The organism is Hassallia byssoidea VB512170, assembly GCF_000817785.2.
Taxonomy (GTDB): domain Bacteria; phylum Cyanobacteriota; class Cyanobacteriia; order Cyanobacteriales; family Nostocaceae; genus Hassallia; species Hassallia carrinoi.
In genome coordinates this window covers 1-21095 of sequence record NZ_JTCM02000056.1, presented here as the reverse complement: position 1 = coordinate 21095, position 21095 = coordinate 1, and the positions used below count along the sequence as shown (strand labels likewise).

16 protein-coding genes and 2 pseudogenes are annotated in these 21095 nt (G+C 40.7%); 2 read left to right on the top strand and 16 right to left on the bottom strand.

Annotated features, from left to right (window positions below; all coding sequences use genetic code 11):
- Positions 1-22: 22 nt before the first annotated feature.
- Positions 23-967, bottom strand: coding sequence for a UV DNA damage repair endonuclease UvsE (uvsE, locus tag PI95_RS21370; RefSeq protein WP_039739087.1), 945 nt, complete (start codon positions 965-967; stop codon positions 23-25).
- Positions 968-1373: 406 nt separating this feature from the next.
- On the opposite strand from uvsE, the gene PI95_RS21365 reads away from it, so the two are divergent.
- Positions 1374-1607 (top strand): hypothetical protein, encoded by a 234-nt coding sequence (locus tag PI95_RS21365; protein ID WP_039740462.1) that lies wholly within the window; start codon positions 1374-1376, stop codon positions 1605-1607.
- Positions 1608-1749: 142 nt separating this feature from the next.
- Here the strand turns inward: PI95_RS21365 and PI95_RS21360 are convergent, their stop codons facing one another.
- The 3 genes from PI95_RS21360 to PI95_RS21350 form a co-directional block, all read right to left on the bottom strand.
- Entirely contained in the window at positions 1750-3312 is a 1563-nt protein-coding gene (locus tag PI95_RS21360; RefSeq protein ID WP_039739088.1) for a bifunctional ADP-dependent NAD(P)H-hydrate dehydratase/NAD(P)H-hydrate epimerase, read from the bottom strand.
- A gap of 3 nt (positions 3313-3315) precedes the next feature.
- Positions 3316-4194, bottom strand: coding sequence for an SDR family NAD(P)-dependent oxidoreductase (locus PI95_RS21355; RefSeq protein ID WP_039740470.1), 879 nt, complete (start codon positions 4192-4194; stop codon positions 3316-3318).
- Between the two features lie 114 nt (positions 4195-4308).
- Entirely contained in the window at positions 4309-5241 is a 933-nt protein-coding gene (locus PI95_RS21350) for a hypothetical protein (protein WP_052324769.1), read from the bottom strand.
- 110 nt (positions 5242-5351) lie between these two features.
- On the opposite strand from PI95_RS21350, the gene mnmA reads away from it, so the two are divergent.
- Complete coding sequence (gene mnmA / locus PI95_RS21345; RefSeq protein ID WP_039739089.1) at positions 5352-6407, top strand: tRNA 2-thiouridine(34) synthase MnmA; 1056 nt, start codon at positions 5352-5354, stop codon at positions 6405-6407.
- Positions 6408-6522: 115 nt separating this feature from the next.
- On the opposite strand, the gene PI95_RS21340 is transcribed toward mnmA, so the two are convergent.
- The 12 genes and pseudogenes from PI95_RS21340 to PI95_RS21290 form a co-directional block, all read right to left on the bottom strand.
- Positions 6523-7209: an FkbM family methyltransferase gene (locus PI95_RS21340; protein ID WP_063842312.1), complete on the bottom strand. Its 687-nt coding sequence runs from the start codon at positions 7207-7209 to the stop codon at positions 6523-6525.
- A gap of 295 nt (positions 7210-7504) precedes the next feature.
- Positions 7505-8617: pseudogene (locus PI95_RS35310) on the bottom strand (Gfo/Idh/MocA family protein); the annotation flags it as partial.
- 60 nt (positions 8618-8677) lie between these two features.
- Positions 8678-9667: pseudogene (locus PI95_RS36110) on the bottom strand (glycosyltransferase family 2 protein); the annotation flags it as partial.
- A gap of 44 nt (positions 9668-9711) precedes the next feature.
- A complete protein-coding gene (locus PI95_RS21330; protein WP_039739091.1) occupies positions 9712-10362 on the bottom strand; it encodes a class I SAM-dependent methyltransferase in 651 nt (216 codons plus the stop codon).
- A gap of 205 nt (positions 10363-10567) precedes the next feature.
- Positions 10568-11806 (bottom strand): O-antigen ligase family protein, encoded by a 1239-nt coding sequence (locus PI95_RS21325; protein ID WP_039739092.1) that lies wholly within the window; start codon positions 11804-11806, stop codon positions 10568-10570.
- Positions 11807-11847: 41 nt separating this feature from the next.
- A complete protein-coding gene (locus PI95_RS21320) occupies positions 11848-13155 on the bottom strand; it encodes a glycosyltransferase (RefSeq protein WP_039739093.1) in 1308 nt (435 codons plus the stop codon).
- A gap of 35 nt (positions 13156-13190) precedes the next feature.
- A complete protein-coding gene (locus PI95_RS21315; protein ID WP_052324770.1) occupies positions 13191-14477 on the bottom strand; it encodes a glycosyltransferase family 4 protein in 1287 nt (428 codons plus the stop codon).
- Positions 14478-14545: 68 nt separating this feature from the next.
- Entirely contained in the window at positions 14546-15250 is a 705-nt protein-coding gene (locus tag PI95_RS21310) for a class I SAM-dependent methyltransferase (protein WP_039739095.1), read from the bottom strand.
- Positions 15251-15372: 122 nt separating this feature from the next.
- Positions 15373-16587: a glycosyltransferase family 2 protein gene (locus PI95_RS21305; protein WP_039740478.1), complete on the bottom strand. Its 1215-nt coding sequence runs from the start codon at positions 16585-16587 to the stop codon at positions 15373-15375.
- 36 nt (positions 16588-16623) lie between these two features.
- Complete coding sequence (locus PI95_RS21300; protein WP_039739097.1) at positions 16624-17226, bottom strand: serine O-acetyltransferase; 603 nt, start codon at positions 17224-17226, stop codon at positions 16624-16626.
- A 63-nt stretch (positions 17227-17289) separates the two neighbouring features.
- The gene (locus PI95_RS21295) at positions 17290-19476 is read right to left on the bottom strand and encodes a GumC family protein (RefSeq protein ID WP_039739099.1); all 2187 of its coding nucleotides are present in this window, start codon (positions 19474-19476) and stop codon (positions 17290-17292) included.
- Positions 19477-19582: 106 nt separating this feature from the next.
- Positions 19583-20392, bottom strand: coding sequence for a WecB/TagA/CpsF family glycosyltransferase (locus tag PI95_RS21290; protein WP_039740479.1), 810 nt, complete (start codon positions 20390-20392; stop codon positions 19583-19585).
- Positions 20393-21095 lie beyond the last annotated feature (703 nt).

The following is a 21095-nucleotide window of genomic DNA, read 5'->3' as shown; positions in this document are numbered from 1 at the left end:
AAGGGGAAAGGGGAAGAAAAGATTATTTTCCCATAACCCACCAAGAGCGCAAATGGGCGATCGCTTCTTCTTTACGTTTCGCTTCAATTTCTATCCAAGGTGCTTCGCGATACACACTTGGCATATCGGTAATCAATTCGCTGTGTTTTCTATCCTTAAAAGCGTTTTCACCGTTGGAAATATGCACTAATTGCCACTCTGGATTAGCCCAAGTTTCTCGCGCTGCATAAAACATTGATGCTACACTTGGGTCTTCATAGCTATCTAAATTTTCATGGCAAATGTGGTGATGAGCATCAAATACCATTGGCACACCAGTTCGCTGACACACTTCTAAAATTTCAAGAGAACTGTAAGCGTATTCGTCATTTTCAAAAGTCAAGCGGTTTTTGATGTTTTCCGGTAGTTCCGAAACTACTCGCACGAGTTGATCTGCGCGTTGAGATTTGCCACCATGAATATTCATCAAAGACCATGTGGATTGTGGCAACCCTAACAAGTCAAGCGTGTGCGCGTGTCCTTCCAGAATTTTGATACTTGATTTTACCACATCCGGCGAATCAGAACTGAGAACTACATATTGGTCTGGATGCAGCACCATTCTAATCTTCAATTCTGCCGCTTTTTGTCCGATTTTCGCTAACTCTGCGCTCATATCCTCTAATATCTGTGCGCCGATTTCGTCTTCCATGTCACTTAGAGGAAACAAACCACACGACATGCGATAAAGCCGAATCTGATTCTCTTGACAAAAAGACAAGCCAGTATCCAGACGCTGCAAGTTATCTCGATAAAGTTCTTTCAAAGCGCTTTCACGTTGTTCTGGAGTCAGTTGCAAATATCGCGTGCGCGTCATCGTCCGAAAACGCACTTGTTTGGAAAAGGTGATACACACCAACCCTAACTCAGGCGTAACCGCTTTTGGCTGCTCTACATTAGGTAGATTGTTTATCTGGATTGCAGTCATTAAATAATTTATATAGTACCGCCATTATTGATTTAACTAAATTCTGCCTCGAAAAAATCAGTATCTAAGGGCATAAAAGAAGATTGGGAATGGGTAATAGGTAATAGGTAATTGGTAATTGATCGTTACCGATTACCCATTACCGATTCCCCATTACCAAAATATCTATCCAAAGAGTTATTTTTACGAAATGTTAATTTTTTTATATATTTTAGTCGTTATTGTAACAAAAATGCCTGACTCCCCTGTATAGAATTTCAGGACTCGAATCAAAAAGCATCTTCAGATGTACCTTTTGGTAGTTTAGTCAAGTTAAGAAAATATTTATTAATATAAAGTAAATACAGACAAGTTACATATGGAAATTTCTACTCAGACATCGGATTCATCAATAAAGCAGGAAATTATGAATAACGAACAATCACCAGACTCTAAGCAATTTGTGGGAAGTCTGAAGAATGGGATTTGGCTGTTTGGTATTTCATCGTGGGTATTTGGTATAACCGATCGCAGTATTGCTTCATTTTCTGATGGGTATTTATCTGCTTTGGATCTAACGCAACTATTTACAGCGGCAACTTTCTTTGTCGCATGGATATTTTTAAAGCCAACATCAAAACCTCAATCATCAAGGAGATAATGTTGCGTGTGAGTAGCAATACTGTAGAGGAGTGCAAAGCGATCGCACAAAAGAATGTAAATTATTCTGTATTAAGTAGAGACGTTCGGTTCGGAACGTCTCTACAATATGTGTGATTTGTCGAACATGATATAAGCTGGCATCAATTCAATTCTTTCCAGGCTGATGCCAAAACAGGTATAAAATAATTTGTCAGTGTAAAAGCATCAACGCCCAATTCTGTGCGTTCACCACCCGCTAAAATAGCCGCTTGCGAATGCCACCAAGCAGCAGTTGCGACAATTTTCTCTACAGAAATATCCTTAGATTTAGCTTGCGCCAATAGTCCGCTGAGTAATCCCGTTAAGACATCACCGCTACCACCACGGGCTAAAGCTGGAGTGCTTTCAGGATTAATCCAGACTGAATTTTGGGAGTTAGCGATCGCCGTTCTCGCTCCCTTTAACAATACTATCGCACCACTTTGCGCCGCAGCTTCGCGCACTGCACGTACTCTATCTTTCATCGGATCGGGAAGATCGGGAAACAATCGCTTGAATTCACCAGCATGAGGGGTAAGAATTGTTACTGCTTGTCGTTTTTGTAAAGTGGGAATAGTTCCCATTTGTGCGAGGATATTTAAGCCATCAGCATCGAGAATTAGAGGGCGATCGCTTGACAATACTTGTTGTACAATCGGTGTGGCATCGCGTGTCAAACCCGGACCGATGGCGATCGCATTAAATGAACTCAAGTCTGTGTTTTCGGGTAATTGCAAAGAAGCGATCGCACCTGTTTGAGTTTCCGGACAACCGATAATTAGTGCTTCTGGTAATTGTGCTACCAAAAGCGGTTTTAAAGATTCGGGTACAGCGATAGAAAGCATTCCTACACCACTTACCCTGGCACCCAAACCAGTTAAAATTGCACCTCCCGAATAGCGTCGCGAACCACAAATCAGCAGTAAATGACCTTCCTTATATTTGTGGGTGACGGCGGGACGCGGTAGCGGTAAAGTTGAAAGTGCAGTGGTTTGAGTGATGCGGTGAATTCTGTTTGTTCCCACAACAGCTTGCACATCAGCCAAAGGGATATCAAAGTCGATTAATTCAGCTTTGCCAACATATTCTAAAGCATGGTCTTGCAATAAACCCAGCTTCCACAAACCCAAGCAAAACGTGTGTGTAGCGCGAATCGCAGTCCCTAACACCTCACCTGTATCTGTGTGCAACCCCGAAGGTAAATCAATGCTGACAACTGGTTTAGACCAAGAATTGATTTGATTTATAGCTTGGGCGATCGCCGAAGTCAACGTTCTTTCTAAACCAAATCCAAACAACCCATCAATCAACAGATCGCAATCTGACAGTTGCTCTATCGATTCATAACACGGGATACCCAAACTCTGAGCGTACTGCAAATGTTGCGAAGTTAATTCTTTCAGCTTGGAGAAAGAAGAATATATCTTGACATCATAGCCGCAAAAGTGCAACTCACGAGCGACAACTAGCGCATCTCCACCATTATGACCGGGACCTGTGAGAATTCCTACACTTTGCGTCTGCAAATTAGGATAAAGCGCTTGGACACGACGGAAAATTAATCCTGCGACTTTTTCCATTAAAGCTGCTACAGGCATTCCAGCAGCAAAGATCCGCGCTTCAATATCGCGCATTTGCTGGGCTGTAACTATTGTTTGGGAAATTTGTTCTTGCCTTTCTAGCATCAGTCAGGAGTTAGAGTTGGGAGTTGAGTGTGTTCTGTCGAAAAGGTGTAGTTTTTTGCCGATAATTCTATCTAACCAGCGAGTGGGCAAAATACGCGGAATATACCAATTTTGAATGGCATTAGGAACCAGGGCATATCTAGCCTTTGGCTTTTGTCGCTCAAAGACTTTACGGACAAATTCCCCAACGACAGCGGGGGAGTATCCCTGCTTGCCCGACTCAACAAAAAATGTCTGGAATCGACGAATTGGTTCTGCATAATCCGTCTCAGCATAGCGACTAGCATCCTGAGCCAACTCCTTGTCCCAAATGGGAGTATTCACAGCTCCAGGACCGATGATAACAACATCAATTCCATAGAGTTGCAATTCGCGGCGTAGACTGTGGGAAATCCCTTCAATAGCATGTTTGCTACCAACATAAGCTCCTAGAAACGCGGGTGCCGACTTGCCAGCAACAGAACTGATATTAATAATTCGCCCTGGGTTAGGTCTAGATTGCTTGCTGGCTCCTAAAAGAGGGAGAAATGCTTGAATAACAGCAATCTGTCCGATTACGTTAACCTCAAACTGGTGACGGATCTCATCCAAAGGTTGATGCATTAAAGGACCAGCTGTTCCAATTCCGGCGTTGTTGATGAGTCCAACTAACCCGTAATGCTTTACGATTCCCTCTACCTGTTGCACTGCCTGTTGAATGGCTTCCAAATCTGTCACGTCAAACAGCAAGGGAGTAACGTTCGCTCCAATATCTGTTATCAACCGATCTGCATCGTGTTTCCGGCGTATGCTGCCGAAGACATGATAACCATGATTTGCAAATTCCTTGGCGATGCTGTATCCGATGCCAGAGGATGCACCAGTTACTAAAATAGCCTTCACCTTCACCTCCTGTTTGTCTTAAACGCTCAAAACCTAATTTGGAAAGTCCCTAACTCCTAACTCTCAACTTTAACGCTACCTCAGCACTTCATTACTTCATTACTCAGCACTTTTTCACTTTCCGTAATAAACTCTGGCATTACCGAAGCCTAAATTTCGCAGATAACTGTTCCATTGTTCTGCTTGTGCGCGTTGAATAAAAGGTCCTACAGCTACATGTGGACCTCGTGGTTGGTTTCTTGGCAATATTGCGGCACTTTGTCCGATGTTGCGTCTAATTTTTTCTTCAATTATTGGTAAATCTTGCGATCGCGCCGGAATCGCTACATAGTAATAGTTACTTCTATTATTCCCAGAATAGCCTCCAGAATAACCTCCTGAATAGCCTCCTGAATAGCCTCCTGAATAGCCTCCAGGTATTTCCTGTCCGTTAGATAAACTGACAATCCGTACTTTATTTATCCCATTGTCTGCCAGTTCTCTGAGCCGCCGTTGGGCGTTATCTGGTTTACTAAAGGTTCCAGCTTGGATTACAGAACGTCCTTGATATCGTGTAAATAAAGCTGTCGGTTCAACTCGGCGTACTTGTTGCAGTAGTCCAGAATTACTATTATCGACATAAACCACGTATCTACCAAAGTTCTGGTTGTTTTGGTATTGATTTTGGTATTGATTTTGGTTTTGATACTGATTTTCATAATCATATTGTAATGGTGGGGTTGTTTGGTTGGTGGTTTGAGAATTGTAGTCATATTGTTGCCCAGGTTCAAGTTGCGGTAATGGCTGCTGATTAATCGGAATCGGTTGCAAGTTTGGTGGTGGTGGTAAAGGTTGAGCAAGCAAAACGCCACGAAGAGTGATTTGCGCTTGTGCTGGGTTAGAGTAGAAGAGTACCGAAAGTAGGGGAAGTAGCGAAAGTAGAGAAACTAAGGAAGTAAATTCTTTCCTTCTGACTCCTAACTTTTGTACAGACGCGATAACCTGTGTCTCTACTTTTGACTTTTGCCTTCTGCCTTCATATAATTGACTCGGTATTGCACTTAACATAAGTTCTGTCAATATTTCTAGATAATTTTTTACTGGAACTAATCAGTTAACCGTTGTAGTAATTACATAGTGTTAGCTTAGAATAAGTTGCCTAAGCTCGATTTACGGATATGAAAAAAGTCGTCGTTGGTCTTTCTGGTGGCGTTGATAGTTCCGCTGCTGCTGCTATCCTGCACAATCAAGGCTATGAAGTTGTAGGTTTGACTCTTTGGCTGATGAAAGGCAAAGGTCAGTGCTGTTCTGAGGGTATGATCGACGCGGCTTATATCTGTGAACAATTGGGTATTCCCCATCAAGTTGTTGATATTCGCGAAGTCTTTCAAACCAACATTGTTGATTATCTCGTATCTGGTTACAGTGCCGGCATTACACCTTTGCCTTGTTCCCAGTGCAATAAAACTGTAAAGTTTGCTCCAATGGTACAATATGCCCGCGAACAATTGGGATGCGATCGCATCGCTACGGGTCATTATGCCAAAATTAGCTACAACTCAGCTAGCAAACGTTACGAGCTTTTACGCGCTGTAGACCGCAATAAAGACCAATCTTATTTTCTCTACGATTTGTCGCAAGATTTACTTGCGGCTTCAGTGTTTCCCTTAGGAGACTTCCAGAAGGCAGACACTCGTCGCATCGCCGCTGAATATAACTTGAAAACCGCTGACAAGCCAGAAAGTCAAGATTTGTGCTTGGTAGAAAGTAACGGCTCAATGCGGGCGTTTCTAGATAAATATTTAGCACCGAAAAAAGGTGATATCGTCGATGGTGACGGCAAAGTGCTGGGACAACACGATGGTGTCCATCATTACACGATAGGACAGCGTAAAGGTTTAGGTATTGCCGCTGCGGAACCGTTGTATGTGATCGGGTTGGATGCAGTGAATAATAAGGTGATAGTAGGCGATCGCACTCTAGCCACCGAGTCAGAATGCACCGTCCAACGGGTAAACTGGGTTTCCATCGCCGAACCATCAACCCCGATTCGCGCTGAAGTACAAATTCGCTATCGCTCAAAGCCTGTACCCGCAACAATCATACCCCTAGAAGATTATAGAGTCCGCTTGGTGTTTGACGAACCCCAGTTCAGCATCACCCCCGGACAAGCTGCTGTTTGGTACGAAAAAGAAAAAGTCCTAGGTGGCGGGATTATTGAGCAGTTTAGTTAGTTGATAGTGAACAGTTATCAGCTTTTCTTTGATACTGATAACTGTTCACTTTTTAACGGGTTGTTTGCTATACCGATATTACACGTTCACTTTTGTCTTATATCTGACCATTAAACTAATAAACTAAAGTTTGAACAGGTGGGTGTATTTTGCAATAAGTTAACTCTCCAGCACTCCAAGAATCGTATTTTTGGGAAGATATAGCTTTGAAGAAAACCTCTTCGCATTCCTTTCCATGAAGTTCAATAGCAATGTAGTTAACTTTGTTTAACCATTCCTGGTAATTACACGAAAAAACTGACAATTCTGCTTTTTCAATATCAACTTTGAGAATATCAACTTTATCAATCTTAAACTGTTCAAATACACTCTGGATGTCTAAAGCATTCAAGTTCGGAGTTTCTCCTTCTTTGCAAGGTCTTACTTCAATCCCCCATTCTCCATTATCTTGTAATGGTCTATCAATAACCAATCCAACTTTACTAGACCAAAGGGCTGATTTGAGCAGATAGGCACGTTTGCCGTAAGGAGCAAGATTTATAGAGCAAAGCTCAAAGTTATCAGGATCGGGTTCAATGGCAATGACACGAGCTTGGGGGTATTTGTTCAAAAAATAGACAGCCGAATAACCTACATTGGCTCCACAGTCAACAATCCAGTTGACATTCTCAATGTTTCCCACTCCAGAATACTCTTCGTCAATAAAAATCTGATTAAATACCCAACTATCACTCGTTCCATAGCGACAATAAACTGGATATTGAAGCGTTTTTACAGATAAATGAAGTTTCTTACCTTTCATGTTAATTCCCAGTCGAGAAAGAAAGGGGTAAAACAAAGATTTTAATTTGTAGGTAATTGCTTGCCAAATTCCTATCTTCTTACATGCTTTCAGAAAGTATTCAGCAAATAATTTGCTATTGTTCTGGTGATTTGTTGGTTGTATAGTTGTGTTCATAAGTAATGGGGAATGGGGAATGGGGAATGGGGAATGGGGAATGGGGAATGGGGAATGGGGAATGGGGAATGGGGAATGGGGAATGGGGAATGGGGAATGGGTAATGGTCAATAAACTTTTAACTCTTAACTTTTAACTTTTAACTTTTTGCCCAAGGCATTGGTTCAATTGGCTCAAAGGAGGTTGTCATTTTATAAGTACAATTTGTTTCTAAAGCGTTATGTATGGCAAGCACAAGTTCGTTGTTGTGCAGAGAAAATTCTGCTGAAAGTCGGGGAGAACGTTGTTGTGCGATCGCTGATGCCATTTCTGCTACACCTCGGCAAAAATCCATTTTGTGAGCTCCTCTATATCCCAATCGCGGGGCTTTTTTTGCTAGGGGTAATGATTGCTTCCAAATGCCTTCCCAGCGCTTGTAACCGATGTTTATACTGCGTCTGATATAAACTTGCGCTCCATAAAACCAAGCGTCATCAATGCCCAGCACGCCTTCATCACCGATAATTTTTAATGAGTGGTCATGAGGTGCAATAATACTGCATGTCAGCCTTGCAACTACGCCTGAGGCGAACTTGATGCAAGCTACGGAAAAGTCGGGAGCGTTAATATCTAATTTGACATCGGTTTCTTTATCTGGTATAATGCATGAGGAAAATGCACTGACGATTTCCGCTGGTCCAAAGAATGCAGTCAGCCAGGTGACATAGTAACCTGCATGTTCTAAAGTGCATCCAACTTCAAATTCGTCTTTATAAGGCCAAGGTGTGCCTGATTCATTTAACCATTTGCTGTATGGCATTTTGTGGACAAGTCCATCGTCCATTTCTGCATAGACAAGTCGAACTCTGCCGATTTGATTTTCTCGCAAAGCTTTCCACACGGTTTGTGCTGTTTCGCTCAACAAGCTGCATGGTGCGGAAGAAAGATATAAACCGCGCTGTTTAGCTAAGTTAACCAGTTCGTGTGCTTGGGACATCTCCATTGCTAAAGGTTTCTCAGAATAAACGTGTTTACCAGCTTCTAAACAAGCTTTGGAAACTGCATAATGGCTGCTAGGATTTGTCAGATTTAAGACGATATCGACTTTTGGATCTTTGAGAATTTCCTCTAGGGAATCATAAATATGAGGAACGTTATAAAAGGCAGCAAATTTAGATGAGCGATCGCTAATTCGATCCATTACTCCTACTAGTTCTAATTGCGGATGAAGTGGTAATGTTTGCAAATAATAATCTGCAACAAAACCACTACCCACAATTGCAATGTATTTCTTATCTTTTGCGGAAACTGCGTCAGGTAAATTATTTGAATTTGCGCTTTTATACTCAACTATAGTGCGCTGTTTATTTAACAACCGAGAAACGTGAAATTTAATTTGACCTTGTAATTGTGGGAATTTGTCCAACGCACAAAACACAGAATAGGAAATTGCATCTCTAGATTTATATCCACGTTGTCGCCAATAGCGATACATGCGGTAAATTAACAACGTATAAGCGATTACTAATAGTAAAATGCTGAATCCCCAAGTAAACCAAGCGGTAGCGATCGCTAACAAAGGTAAAAGCAAACCCCATAACCAAATACTGCGACTTTCTTTTACCCAATGTTTTTCTGGGGTGGAACCGTGTAACCACGCACCTTCAGCATAAGCGTGACCACCACGAAGCGATCGCTTCCACCACTGACTCAAGCGAGTAATTTGAGCATCGTGCAATGTCATCTCAGCATCGATACGGATAATTTTCCCACCTGCTTGACGCAACCGCACGCACAGTTCTGGCTCTTCACCAGCAATTAAAGTTGAATTGAACCCCCCAACCTTTTTGAATGCCTCCACGCGCATCATAGCGTCGCCTCCACAAGCTTTCGCCTCACCAACGGGAGTATCCCATTCCATGTTGCAAAAGCGATTATAAATCGAGTGATTCGGAAATTCTTCGCGCCGCCGACCACACACTACTACAACGTCAGGATAAGCAATTAATTCATCTACGGCACGTTTCAACCAGTTTTCAACTACGCGACAGTCCCCATCGACAAATTGAACAAATTCAATGCTTGGTTCAAGTTCTAATAGAGCAGCAAATCCGGCATTTCTCGCACGAGCGGCAGTAAAGGGAACTGATAAATCAAGCTTGACTACATGGACACCAAAGGATTTCGCTAGCTCGACACTATTATCTGTGGAGCCTGAGTCAACATAAACAATTGTTCTACCTTCACCTACTACTGAAAGCAAGCAATTTTTGAGACGATTTCCTTCATTGCGTCCAATAACAACTACTCCAATTTGATGCATGTTTATCTCCGTAGCGAATTTGATACATGTAGAATTAGATTCGATCATGCAGATGGAAAAGGTCGATAAACAGCGTAGGATTTTTCTAATAAGAGCTTTCGCTCAATGTAAAGGCTGGAATCTGGAAATAGTTCAGTCATCTGCTTTCGAGAAATTACTGTTGTACCTTTTACCATTTCTGTCCAAACTGGTAACTTTTTCTCCCAAGAGCGGTGCAGACTTTCGCGCACAGATTGCGGTAAATTCCAGTAGAATAATACACCGCTGTGGGGTTCGAGGGGCCAGCGATCGCTTGGAGTTTGCACCCAGTAACCTTGACCTAATCGACGCACTTCAGCAGCAAAAGCAGCTTGCTTTTCTTCGTTGCCTACGTGTTCAATTACAGAGTTGCTAAACACAATATCAAAGGATTTATCTGCGAAGGTATTTGATAAATTAGTGGCATCACCTTCTACAAAGGTAAAATCGCCAATTTTCCCGGTAGTTGTATAGGAACCTGGTAGGTTAACTAAGGTTATATCAAAGTCATGATCGAACCACTTCCACATATTTGGGAATCCACCCAAGTCAATAATTCTAGCTTTTTTTGGAGGCTTGACCAGATCCATAAATTGTTTCATCCGTTCTGTTCGCCAACTTTTACCGAAGGAATTGTCTTTAACCCAAATTGATGCTTTGGCATAAGCTATATGCATTTGAAAAACCTCTCTTGATATTAATAATTTTTTTGGCGCAGATGAGTTTTGAGATTTTTTTTGAGAACGAACCGCATTGGCGCTAGCCTCTCCCTTTGGGAGAAGACGCAAAGAGCGCATTCGCGCAGCGTCTCCGTAAGGAGAAGATAAGAGTAAAACAGAGTTATTACGAATAATTTGTTAGATTGCAGATAATTTATTAGTTTTATCCGGAGTTCAATTTTTTATGTGGCTTTCTTGGCATTGCTGACAGAGCGGTAGTTATATACATGACTAAATAAATGTTAGCTAATCGGGTAAAATAACTTTCCATCATATTATTTAATGTCAAAAATAATAGTACAGCTAGGGGCCAATAGTCTTCGGGATTTTTCGACCCATAAGCAAATTTTAGAGCGCGATTATAAACAAGAATAAAGCTAATTATAAAAAGTGATAAACCGATAAGACCGCTATCAAGAATTAAATCAATGTAGCCGTTATGAGCATGAGGTGGAAGATAGCCTTCTGATACTGCTTGACCGGCAGCGATCGCAAACTTACTACCCTTTGCCCAAAATGCACCGCGTCCAAATCCCAGCCAAGGTCGCTCTTCTAATTGAGTGAATATAAAATGCCACATGGGTAAACGTCCTGTCAAAGTGACATCTTTTCCCAAGCCACTTAAAATAGATACCCAGAAAGTTAAAACTATTGTGGAAATAGATCCAAGAATTAAAATTCCAATATCTAAATAAACTAAGCTAATTTTTCCTCGCCAACGATAGTTACGATAAAAGTATAAAATAAATATAATAATTAAAGAAATAATTAAAGAAGTTTTGGAATTTGATAGCGGTATCATCGATATAGATAGCAAAAATAAACCCCATTTATATAGGCGTTGTTTTTGATTTTCGCACTTGAGTAAATAAAATGCTAAAGAACTTAAAACCATCATACTGCCAAAAGTATTTTTATAATCATAAATTCCTTTCCATACTCCTGGGTGGTCGTAAATATGCTTGCCTATAGTTGGGTATCGAAAGACAACAAATATACTAAAAATAACTCCTAAAGCTAAAGTTGTAGCCACAAGTTTTAATTGCTGTTTCACGCTATAACTGGTAGCAAAATATAAGCCAAATGTTACCATTTGCCATATTTCCTGCATATTTTTGAGGGTGAAGTCTGGATACTCAGACCAAACATAGGATGTTAATATTATTAATACCAACATCAAGATAAATACGTCACGAGTGATTGCGACTAAGGCTTTCTTCCAGCGGACGCAAATTAAAAAGGCGGAAATTGCCCAAACAGAATATCTAATCGCTGTCACAAAAACTACCGGAAGTAAGCCGGGAGCATCTCCGTTTCTACCAACATCAAAGCCTCTGGTAAAAAAAGTTAAACTTATAATTACAAATATTTGTTCAGCTAGTTCTAAATATTTTCTTTTCATAATAATCAACTTCTAATTTCTGGGACTTGATTAGCCCAAGTTTAAATTAATGTTAGATATTGTTTAATTAAGTCACTTCGGTGTGTAAAAACAACTTGTTCGTCGAACTGCTGACCAGATAATGCAGCCTGAGAAATTAAGTCACTCAATTTTGCTCGGTCTAAATTGAGTTGAACCATCAAATAAGCTAGCTTTTGCCAATCATTCATCGGCACAAATGCACCACCACCGTATTCTGATACAAGTCCTTCCGGGTAGAGACTGCTGTAACCGACTATCGGACAACCACAAACTAAAGACTCAACTAAACATCGAGGTGATTCTGGGGTTTTGTGGCAAAACAGAAAGATATGATGTTTTTTCATCGTCTCTAAAAGTTTGTTTTGGTCATCAACAAATCCAGCGAAATGGACTTGCTCGGCAATACCCAATTTATCGGCAAGAGATTTCATTTCCAAAAGCAATGGTCCGTCACCAAGCCAAGTGGCTTGGATGTTAACGCCAACTTGTACCAGACGATGTACCACTCTTAACCAGTCGAGGGGTCCTTTCATTTCGGCAGCTCGTCCTGCGTAGCAAATCAACAAAGGTTCACCTTGTAATAGTGAATTTATCTTTCGCTCAAGACTGGAAGCATCAATGAGATCGGATTTTTTCGTATGAATGTCGTAAACACAATGAGGATTTTTGCAGAAAGGTGAATATGCCGAATAGCAGTCCTGTCCTTGAAAAAGTCCTAGGTGGGAACGACTAACTAAGTATTGCTGGTAGGGTTTGAGGAACAAAAGAGTGAACAAATCTTGGAAGCGACGCTTGAGTGATGTTTTGTTATTTTTGTTGAATGTTCTTAGCATGACTTCGTATTCAACGCGATCTGCCCAGATAGAATAAGGTCGTTTGAGTTTGATGGCTTCCAGACAAGCGATCGCTCCCCAATCTCCAATAATTCCGCAAATGGCAAAACAAAGATATTCACACTCTTGGATCTTTGCAGTCAGTAGTTGAGATATGCTCTTGAAAGTTTGAATAAAGTCTGGCAATTTGTAAGCATAAGGCAGGGGAACTAATTCTAGTCGATCTGCACAAGGCAAATCGGCGATCGCTTTCCATGTCGTTGAAGTCTGAGTTTTTTCGGTTATGTGTTCTGGCATCAAAGGACAAGCCATAACAACGCGATCAAAATTTTCTGCCCAACGAATCAAACCGTCGCAGGTTTGCTCATCAAATCCTAGGCGTCCTTTTACTTTCACAAGCGGGACAGGCATTACTAATAAAATTTTCTTTTCGATTGCAGAAGTTTTATTACTAAAAATTTTATTGTTTGGCTCTACTCTAAGTTTTTCAATCATGACTGCCAGTTCATCTTTACTAAAATCTGATTTCGCTAGATTGAGGTATTTGTAATTAGCGACTTGAATTTACTGTTAGTTTTGAAATTTGACACACTGCAATGTTGATAAATCTCTAGAATGCGGTCGATTTTGCGTTCCCAGTCAAAATGCTGACGGACGCGCTGTTGTCCAGCACGACCCATTTGCGATCGCAACTCTGGATAATGTGCAAGTTTCAGCATGGCATCTGTGAATCCATTAATTAATGCTTCCCTAGAAGTCGGTTCAATTAAAATCCCACACGTTGTATCCAAATAATCCGCTGGACCACCCCATTTAGTTGCAATTACTGGTAATCCCATTGCCATTGCTTCTAAAACCACCGCCCCGCCACACTCCAACAAACTGGGCAAAACTAGTGCCGATGCATGTTCTAGTCTCATAGCGCACTCTTTTTGAGACAGCCAGCCAAAAAATTTAACTCGCTCTCCCAAGCCTAAATTCACAGCTTGAGCTTCTAATTCTTGCCGCAAATTCCCATCGCCGATAATTTCCAAACAAGCATCTGTTTCGGCGGCAACACCTTGAAAGGCTTCTACCAGTAATTCTACGGCTTTCCAGTCTACTAGCCGACCAATAAATACAAACTTCGCAGCCTCTGATGGTATCTTTTCGGCTGCGAGGAGTTGCCACACAAACAAATCCACGCCGTTTTCTACCAATTCGATAACAGTGCCAGTTACGCCCGAAGGTAGTGCTTGTTTTGTGCGTTCATTGGCAACTAGCAAAGTCTGTGCCTGAAGTTTACCGGGCATCACACGATTCCAGATATCTGCCAGTTGTCGCCCCAGTGAAATCGTTAATTTGGCGCTTCGGCTCTCGCGATCGCGAAAGGCGGGAGGGTATTCTATATCACCATTCATCGGACCGATGACAACCGGTGCGCCGACACCGTACATCAGCGAAGGAAATTTGGGGGAAACTGGTATCGGTTCATGCACTACATCTATGTTGTGTTGGCGCACCAGTTTCCGAACTATCGAGCGTTGGATGTTTTGCGTATACAGATGACTGATTAACCCTGTTGTCATCACTGCTACCCGTGAGGGCAAAAACTGCCCGAAACGCCAAAGAAACTTATGTATCCAGGTATCGCTGACAAAGTACATGCGATCGCATTCTTTTGGCAAAAGCGATTGTAGTTCAGCTTGAGTGCGACCGTGAACTACTAACCACGCTTCGATGTTGCGATCGCGTAGTAACCTGAAGTAGTTTAGCGGCAGAAACGCCTCACCACCAAATTGACTGGAAGCGTGTTCAGCAACAATCACAACTCGCATCTTGAGGTTCCTTGTAAAACAATAGGTGAACAGGTGATCCAGTAGTTAATCAATCTTTTTTTTGAAACTTACATTTTCTTTTGCATAACCACAATAAAATCTGTAAGTTCAGCATCAACCTTGCCAAAAGTCAATGCTTTGACAACTGGTGACATCATTTTCCATCCTTTATCAATCAGCCAATGACGCGATCGCAGTTTTTTCTGTCTGGGATTTTCATAAACATGCAAGCGTTCTATTGACAAATCATTTTCCGCTGCAAATTGCCTGATAGCTTCTGGTGAAATCGAAAACCGCAAATATGTTTTAAAAGGTAAACGGTCATCAATTCCCGCTAGCTTTTCACCAAAAATATATTTATAAAACCAAACATGAAAAGCATGGGGTGTAAACTTTGTCACCAATCCTTTCAAAGACATGACATTAGGAATCGCCACAATCATAATACCATCTTTCTTCAATGCTTTTCGGCAATTATCAAGGACTTTTTCCGGATTGGAAAGATGTTCTAAAACCCACCAACAAACAATCAAATCAAACTCCGATTCTGGCAAATCATAACTTTCTACATCCGCCAAAATCTTTTCATTTAAAACCTCGTTTCTATCAAGTTGCTTTTGTGAGATATCAAGCCCAACTATGTAAGAATTTGCTGGAATTTCAATATGAGAACAAGAACCACAGCCAATTTCCAGCACCTTAAAAGGTTGACGCTGCCAAATTAACTTCTCAACAACTGATTGCAACTTCGGGTCTTCTTCGAGTACTACCATGTCATCTCTCCTTAATTAAATTATGCAAAATTGCTCTTCTTCTTTGCGACGGCAGTCGCTACAACCGGGGGAACCCCGGCAACGCGCTGCCTCGTCTTAGCGTCTTTGCGTGAGAAAACCCTTTATCCAACAGGTTTATTAATTTCCCGCTCAGTACGCACCCAACTGCTTTGAGGTTGAACCAAAAACTTCAGATAAAGCGGAATCTTCCAAAAAATGTAAAAAGGAATAGTTAATAATTCCCCCAAAGGCAAATCTTGACTACCAAACTTCACCCAAGCTGTAAAAATTGCTGTTAGCAGAAACAAACCTGCTGTAGCTAACAAAATCGCTGGCATCCACAAAGCCGCCAAGACTCCAAACAGCAGTGAACTCGTCATCAGCGCCAACCAAATAACCACAAGTAAAGATAAAGGTGGCAGGGACATATCTAAAGCGCTCATCAACAAATCTAATCTTTGTTGATGTATTGCTGCTTTAAATAACAAGGGTACATAAGTTAGTAAAGTTTGTAAATGACCATGTTCCCAACGAGTTCTTTGACTGGTAACAGCACGCTTTTGCTGGGGAAAATTCCCGGTAATATTTGCTTGTGGACAAAAAATTGGTGGGTGTCCAGCTATGGTCAAATCCAAGCTCAGTTTCATATCTTCAACGATGTAACCAGTAGCTAAATCAACCGAACGAATGACAGACCAAGGGAAAGCCATTCCTGTACCGGTTAATAAACAAGGTAGTTTCAATTGAGTTAATCCACGCGCACGAACTAAATTTTTCACTTTGAAAGCAAATACTGAGATTGATTCTTTCGGGCTAGAATTAGTAGGTTTTGCCATCAAATAGGTAGCTTGCACGGGTCTTTTTGTGGCGATCGCACTCTGAGTTAAAGAAGCGATCGCACCTTGATGAACTCTACAGTCAGCATCAACAAACACAACGACATCGGGTGGATCGCAAGAAAGAAATTTAATGCCATAATCGAGAGCGTATCCCTTACCGCGCAGCATCAAATCGTGACGCTCGATGACTGTAGCACCCGCAGCAGATGCAATTTCCGCCGTGCGATCGCTGCAATTGTCAGCAATTACTATTAAGCGATGTTCGTTTTTTAATTGTGATTTGATGTCTAGTAGTGTGGAACCAATGACCAATTCTTCATTGTGTGCTGGAACTAACACCGCAACTTTAGGATTTTGACTTCCATTCGCAACACAAGCAAGTGGAAACAAAGCCGCGATACATTCCCCCAGCAAAACTAAGCTGAGAATAACCAACCCTAATGCACTAATTAACAAAACAGCATCAACGAATAAAACCGCAAACTGGTTAATTGACATTTGTTGCATCCTAAATTGGTTACTTAGTCAAGCTGTTTATAGCTGACTGAGTTCACCGATATCAAATTTGTGATGATTGTCAGAATTAATGATTTTTGCCGGAATACCAACTGCTGTTGCTCTTGCCGGAACATTACTTAAAACTACAGCATTCGCACCAATATTTACATCATCTCCAACAGTGATGTCACCAAAAATTTTTGCACCAGCACCAACATTGACACGTTTACCTAACTTTGGTGCATCAAGCGGACGATTTAAATAACGATTACCTAAAGTAACACCTTGGCGAATAATACTTTCATCGCCAATTGAAGCGTATCCATGAATTACAATTCCTCCTTGGTGTTCAATAATTACGCGACGACCAAGTTGGACAGTAAACGGTAGCTCAATTCCATAGGTATTGCGAACTTTCCGAAATAACATTTTATATAAAATGCTGAACGGTGCCCGCACAAATTTGGATTTAATTTTCATTGTCCAAACACCAAAACGGTGAACTGCTACTGCGCGAAATCCTGGTTTAGTCCAATCTCGTCCATGAGCAATCCAGTCTTCTTTCACAAGCTGCCAAAGACTTAAAGTAAAAAGTTCCGCCTCGCTTGCAGTTACTCTCCCAAAGGGTGATGCACTCATCGCTCTTGTTCCTAGTTCAGTTTTTTATGAATAAACTCGCGAGTTTTTTCAACTTCTCATTAATTAAGGTATCGACGCAGTATCTACTTTTTCCACACCGTTTTCTGTACGGGAGTTATTGTAGTAAAAATAGTTATCAGGCTCGTGCTTGACATTAACAGCATTGGCAACAATTCCTAAGATATTAGCTTCAGAACGTGCCAGTAAAGATTTAGCAGCAGTAGCAGTATTTGAATCAACAACCCCCGGTCTAACGACAATTAAAACTCCGTCTACCATGTTGCCTAACACTGCTGCATCAGCACTTCCTATAAGGGGTGGAGTGTCAAAAATAACACAATCGTAAGTTTTAGATAATATGTCAATAAAAGATGTCATCCGCTCTGAGTCAATTAAAGCTAACGGATTTGGAGGCATAACTCCGGCAGTAAGTACAGATAAATTATTTGCTATTTTTCGTACTGAATTGGTGAATTTGTTTTCTCCTACCATGAAGTTACTTAAACCGACTGAGTTTATTAAACCCCACAAATGATGTTGGGAGGGCTGACGCATATCTGCATCAACTAACAAAACTCGTCGTCCAGCTAAAGACATTACCGCAGCTAAATTAGCAGCAACTTCTGTTTTTCCCTCTCCAGAGACAGAACTCGTCACCACAATTGTAGAGATTTTTCTATCTAAACTAATAAATTTCAGATTTGCTTGCAGCATTTGGTATGCTTCGTGAATTACAGTACGCGGAGAAGTCGCCACAATAATTCGCTGTGAAACTTTTTCTAAGCTACTATCTAGAGGAGTAGATGTATTATTATTTTCAAATTTGGGAATTAGCCCTAACAATGTATAGCCAAAAAGCGCTTCAGCTTCTTTAGTTGTCTTCAATCTTCTATCAATTAAGTCAACGAAAAAAGCAGATGCTACGCCCAAAAGTAAACCAACAAATCCGCTACCTAATGTGATTACGAATCTCTTCCTTTTAACTGCTGGGCTAGGAGCAACTTTCGCATATTCGACTACTTTAGCATTGCCAACAGTTTGATTTTCTGCTACTTGAATTTCCTGTTGTCTTGTCAAAAGATTTTCGTAACTTTTTTGGGCGATTGATAGTCCTCGTTCTAAATCTCCTTGTTGTTTTTCTAAATTTGGCATCACATCGGCTCTTCTCTTATAAGAAGCTATAATCGCAGATAAAGCTTCTACTTTTTTTTCTAAACCTAAGCGTTGTGACTGTAATCTGACAAAATCTGATGTTAAGTTTTGCTTGATTTCGCCCATTTGCAATTTCCCTGGAGCAATCGCAGCTTTATATCCTAAAGATTGAGATATTTGCTGTTGCAATAAAGAATTTATATTTGCTTCTTGGCTTTCGAGATCGACGACGGCTGGATGTGTTTCCGTGTAACGAGCTTTCAAAGCTGCTAGCTGAGTTTCTACCTTTTGCAGTTCAGCTAAAAGTCCCTGCACAGCAGGTATTTGACTTAATGAAGTGATATCCACCGCTTGATCTACAGGTAAATTCATTTGACGGCGTATTTGTATTTCCTGAGCACTTGCATCCGCTAATTCCGAACGAGCTTTGGCTAATTCATTCTCGACATCACTGATATTTTTCACTGATGCTCTTGTTTCTTCTGCAAGTTCGAGAATTTGATTTTTTAGCTTAAATTCTCGCAAAGCTTCTGCTGCTTTCTCTAATTGTGCTTTAGCTCGTGGCAATTCTTTTTCAATGAATCCACCGGCGGAGATAGCTTGAGTTCGGTTACTAAGAATGTTATTGGCAATGTAAGATTTCATCACCTGATCGACTATTGCTTTAGCCGATTCCGGATTATCAGATGTGTAAGAAACTTTGAGGACATCAGTACCGACAACTGCTTCCGTCTTGATAGAAATTGCATCTGGACTCAAAGGATTGCCCTTTTTATCCTTTAAATTGAGGGTTTTGATCACGTCTAGGATGACCGGCTCAGACTGCATTACTATCGCTTGCGTGTCTAAAGGATTAGCCTCACGTTTGATGGATTCAAGATGCCCTATTTTTTCGCCTACTCCCGTCAGTGATGAAGTTTGGTTGGATTGGAAAAGAAGTTTTCCACTTCCTTCGTAAACGGGTGGTTGCATAACGAAATTAATTCCACCAAGGGTGGCAAAAACTGCAAACACTCCTGAAGCTATCAGCCAGCGACGTTTGAGAACTAGCAAATATTTTTGAACATCTATCTCTTCAGGATAGTTTTTTGTCTCCATACAAATTTCTTACTGTAGATGAATGCGTGGTTGGAGTATTAATGAAATTGGAATGTGAATACTTTGAGTAAAAACTTGGATCAACTTTTATTGAAACTAAAAGTTTTTACATTTTTTTACTCTTGATCAAAGATGCGAGGTTACTACCCTTATGTCTCTTAACTGCTGACCAAGGATTTTCATAAAGCTGAAATCTTTGCTTCACAATTAGCCACAAAAATGGAATAGCATCCAACAGATACCTCTTCCAGAGTCGCTGAGGTTCGCTTAACAGCCGATAAAGCCACTCTAGACCAACTTCACTCATCCACTTTGGCGATCGCTTGATATTACCTGCCTCAAAACCGATAGTTGCACCAATAGCCAAAAATACTTTCACATTCTTCAATTGCTTTCTATATTTAGCAATCCACATTTCTTGTTTGGGTGCACCTACACCAATTGCTAAAACTGTAGCATCTGAAAAGTTAATCAGATTAACAATCTCTTGACACTCTTCTTCATTTTTCTCAAATCCAAAGGACGGCGAGTGCGCCGCAACTATAATATCTCTACCAACCTTTGAATTAATCTTTTGTTGAGCTATCTTAACTACATCTGCCTCAGCGCCCAGCAAAAATATTTTGATTTTGTCATCATGCTGGTAATAATTGTAAAACGCTGGAAACAAATCTGAACCCGAAATTTTCTCCTGTATTGGTGTTCTCAAAAAAGTCGATATATACATCAAAACTTTACTATCGCAAACTCTATAATCTGCCTCTTGGTAAACAAGATAAAAGTCTTGATTTTTCTGCAATTTCATCACATGATCTACGTTCGGGGTAAACACAACACCACCGATTCGCAGATTTTCTAGCAATTCGACCATTGTGATGTTGTTGATGGTCACATTTAGTAAGTTAACCTGTCTCATCACCATCGTTCAAACAACTGAACCTACAAGACAAAACTGTTTTTAGTGACTAACATATATCAGTTGTTTTAATTAGATAAATCGAAAAAAACATGACGCACCCTTGATTACAAAATACAGCTTTCCCAGATTACAATTTCGACAAGGACTGAAAAAAAGCTATTTCACCAAAACTAATTTTTAATTGCTTAGTTGCTTGGTTATTTACTGTGGATATATACATTTTCTATTGGTCAAAAATAAATATACCTTTTTCTATGTATATTTAAAAGAGGTAATATAAAGTTAATATGTAGAGAGTAAAAACTTTCTTAAAGAAACTGTAAAGTTTTGCTGAAAAGCCCGGATTTCTCGAAAAAACTTTGAAGTTATATAGTTTAACTTAATCAAGCAAATATTTTGCTGTGTCCGGGTTTCGGCATTTCGAGAGAAAGATTATTTACTCAGAAATCTGATTGCGGGATTTACGGTTACGTAAATACCGCATACTCTTGACAAAAGCAAAAATGTAGGAAAATAAAGCTGAATACTAAGCCAAAAAACATCTGACTTAGGGGGGAATTTATTAGGGAGTGGGTAATGGGTAATGGAAAATGGGGCATAGGGCATTGGGCATAGGTTTGGGTTTCACACTCATGTAGACAAAAATGGACAGGCTTGTTTTAAAGATCCTCAACACGATAGCGAGTCACAAAGGATGTTC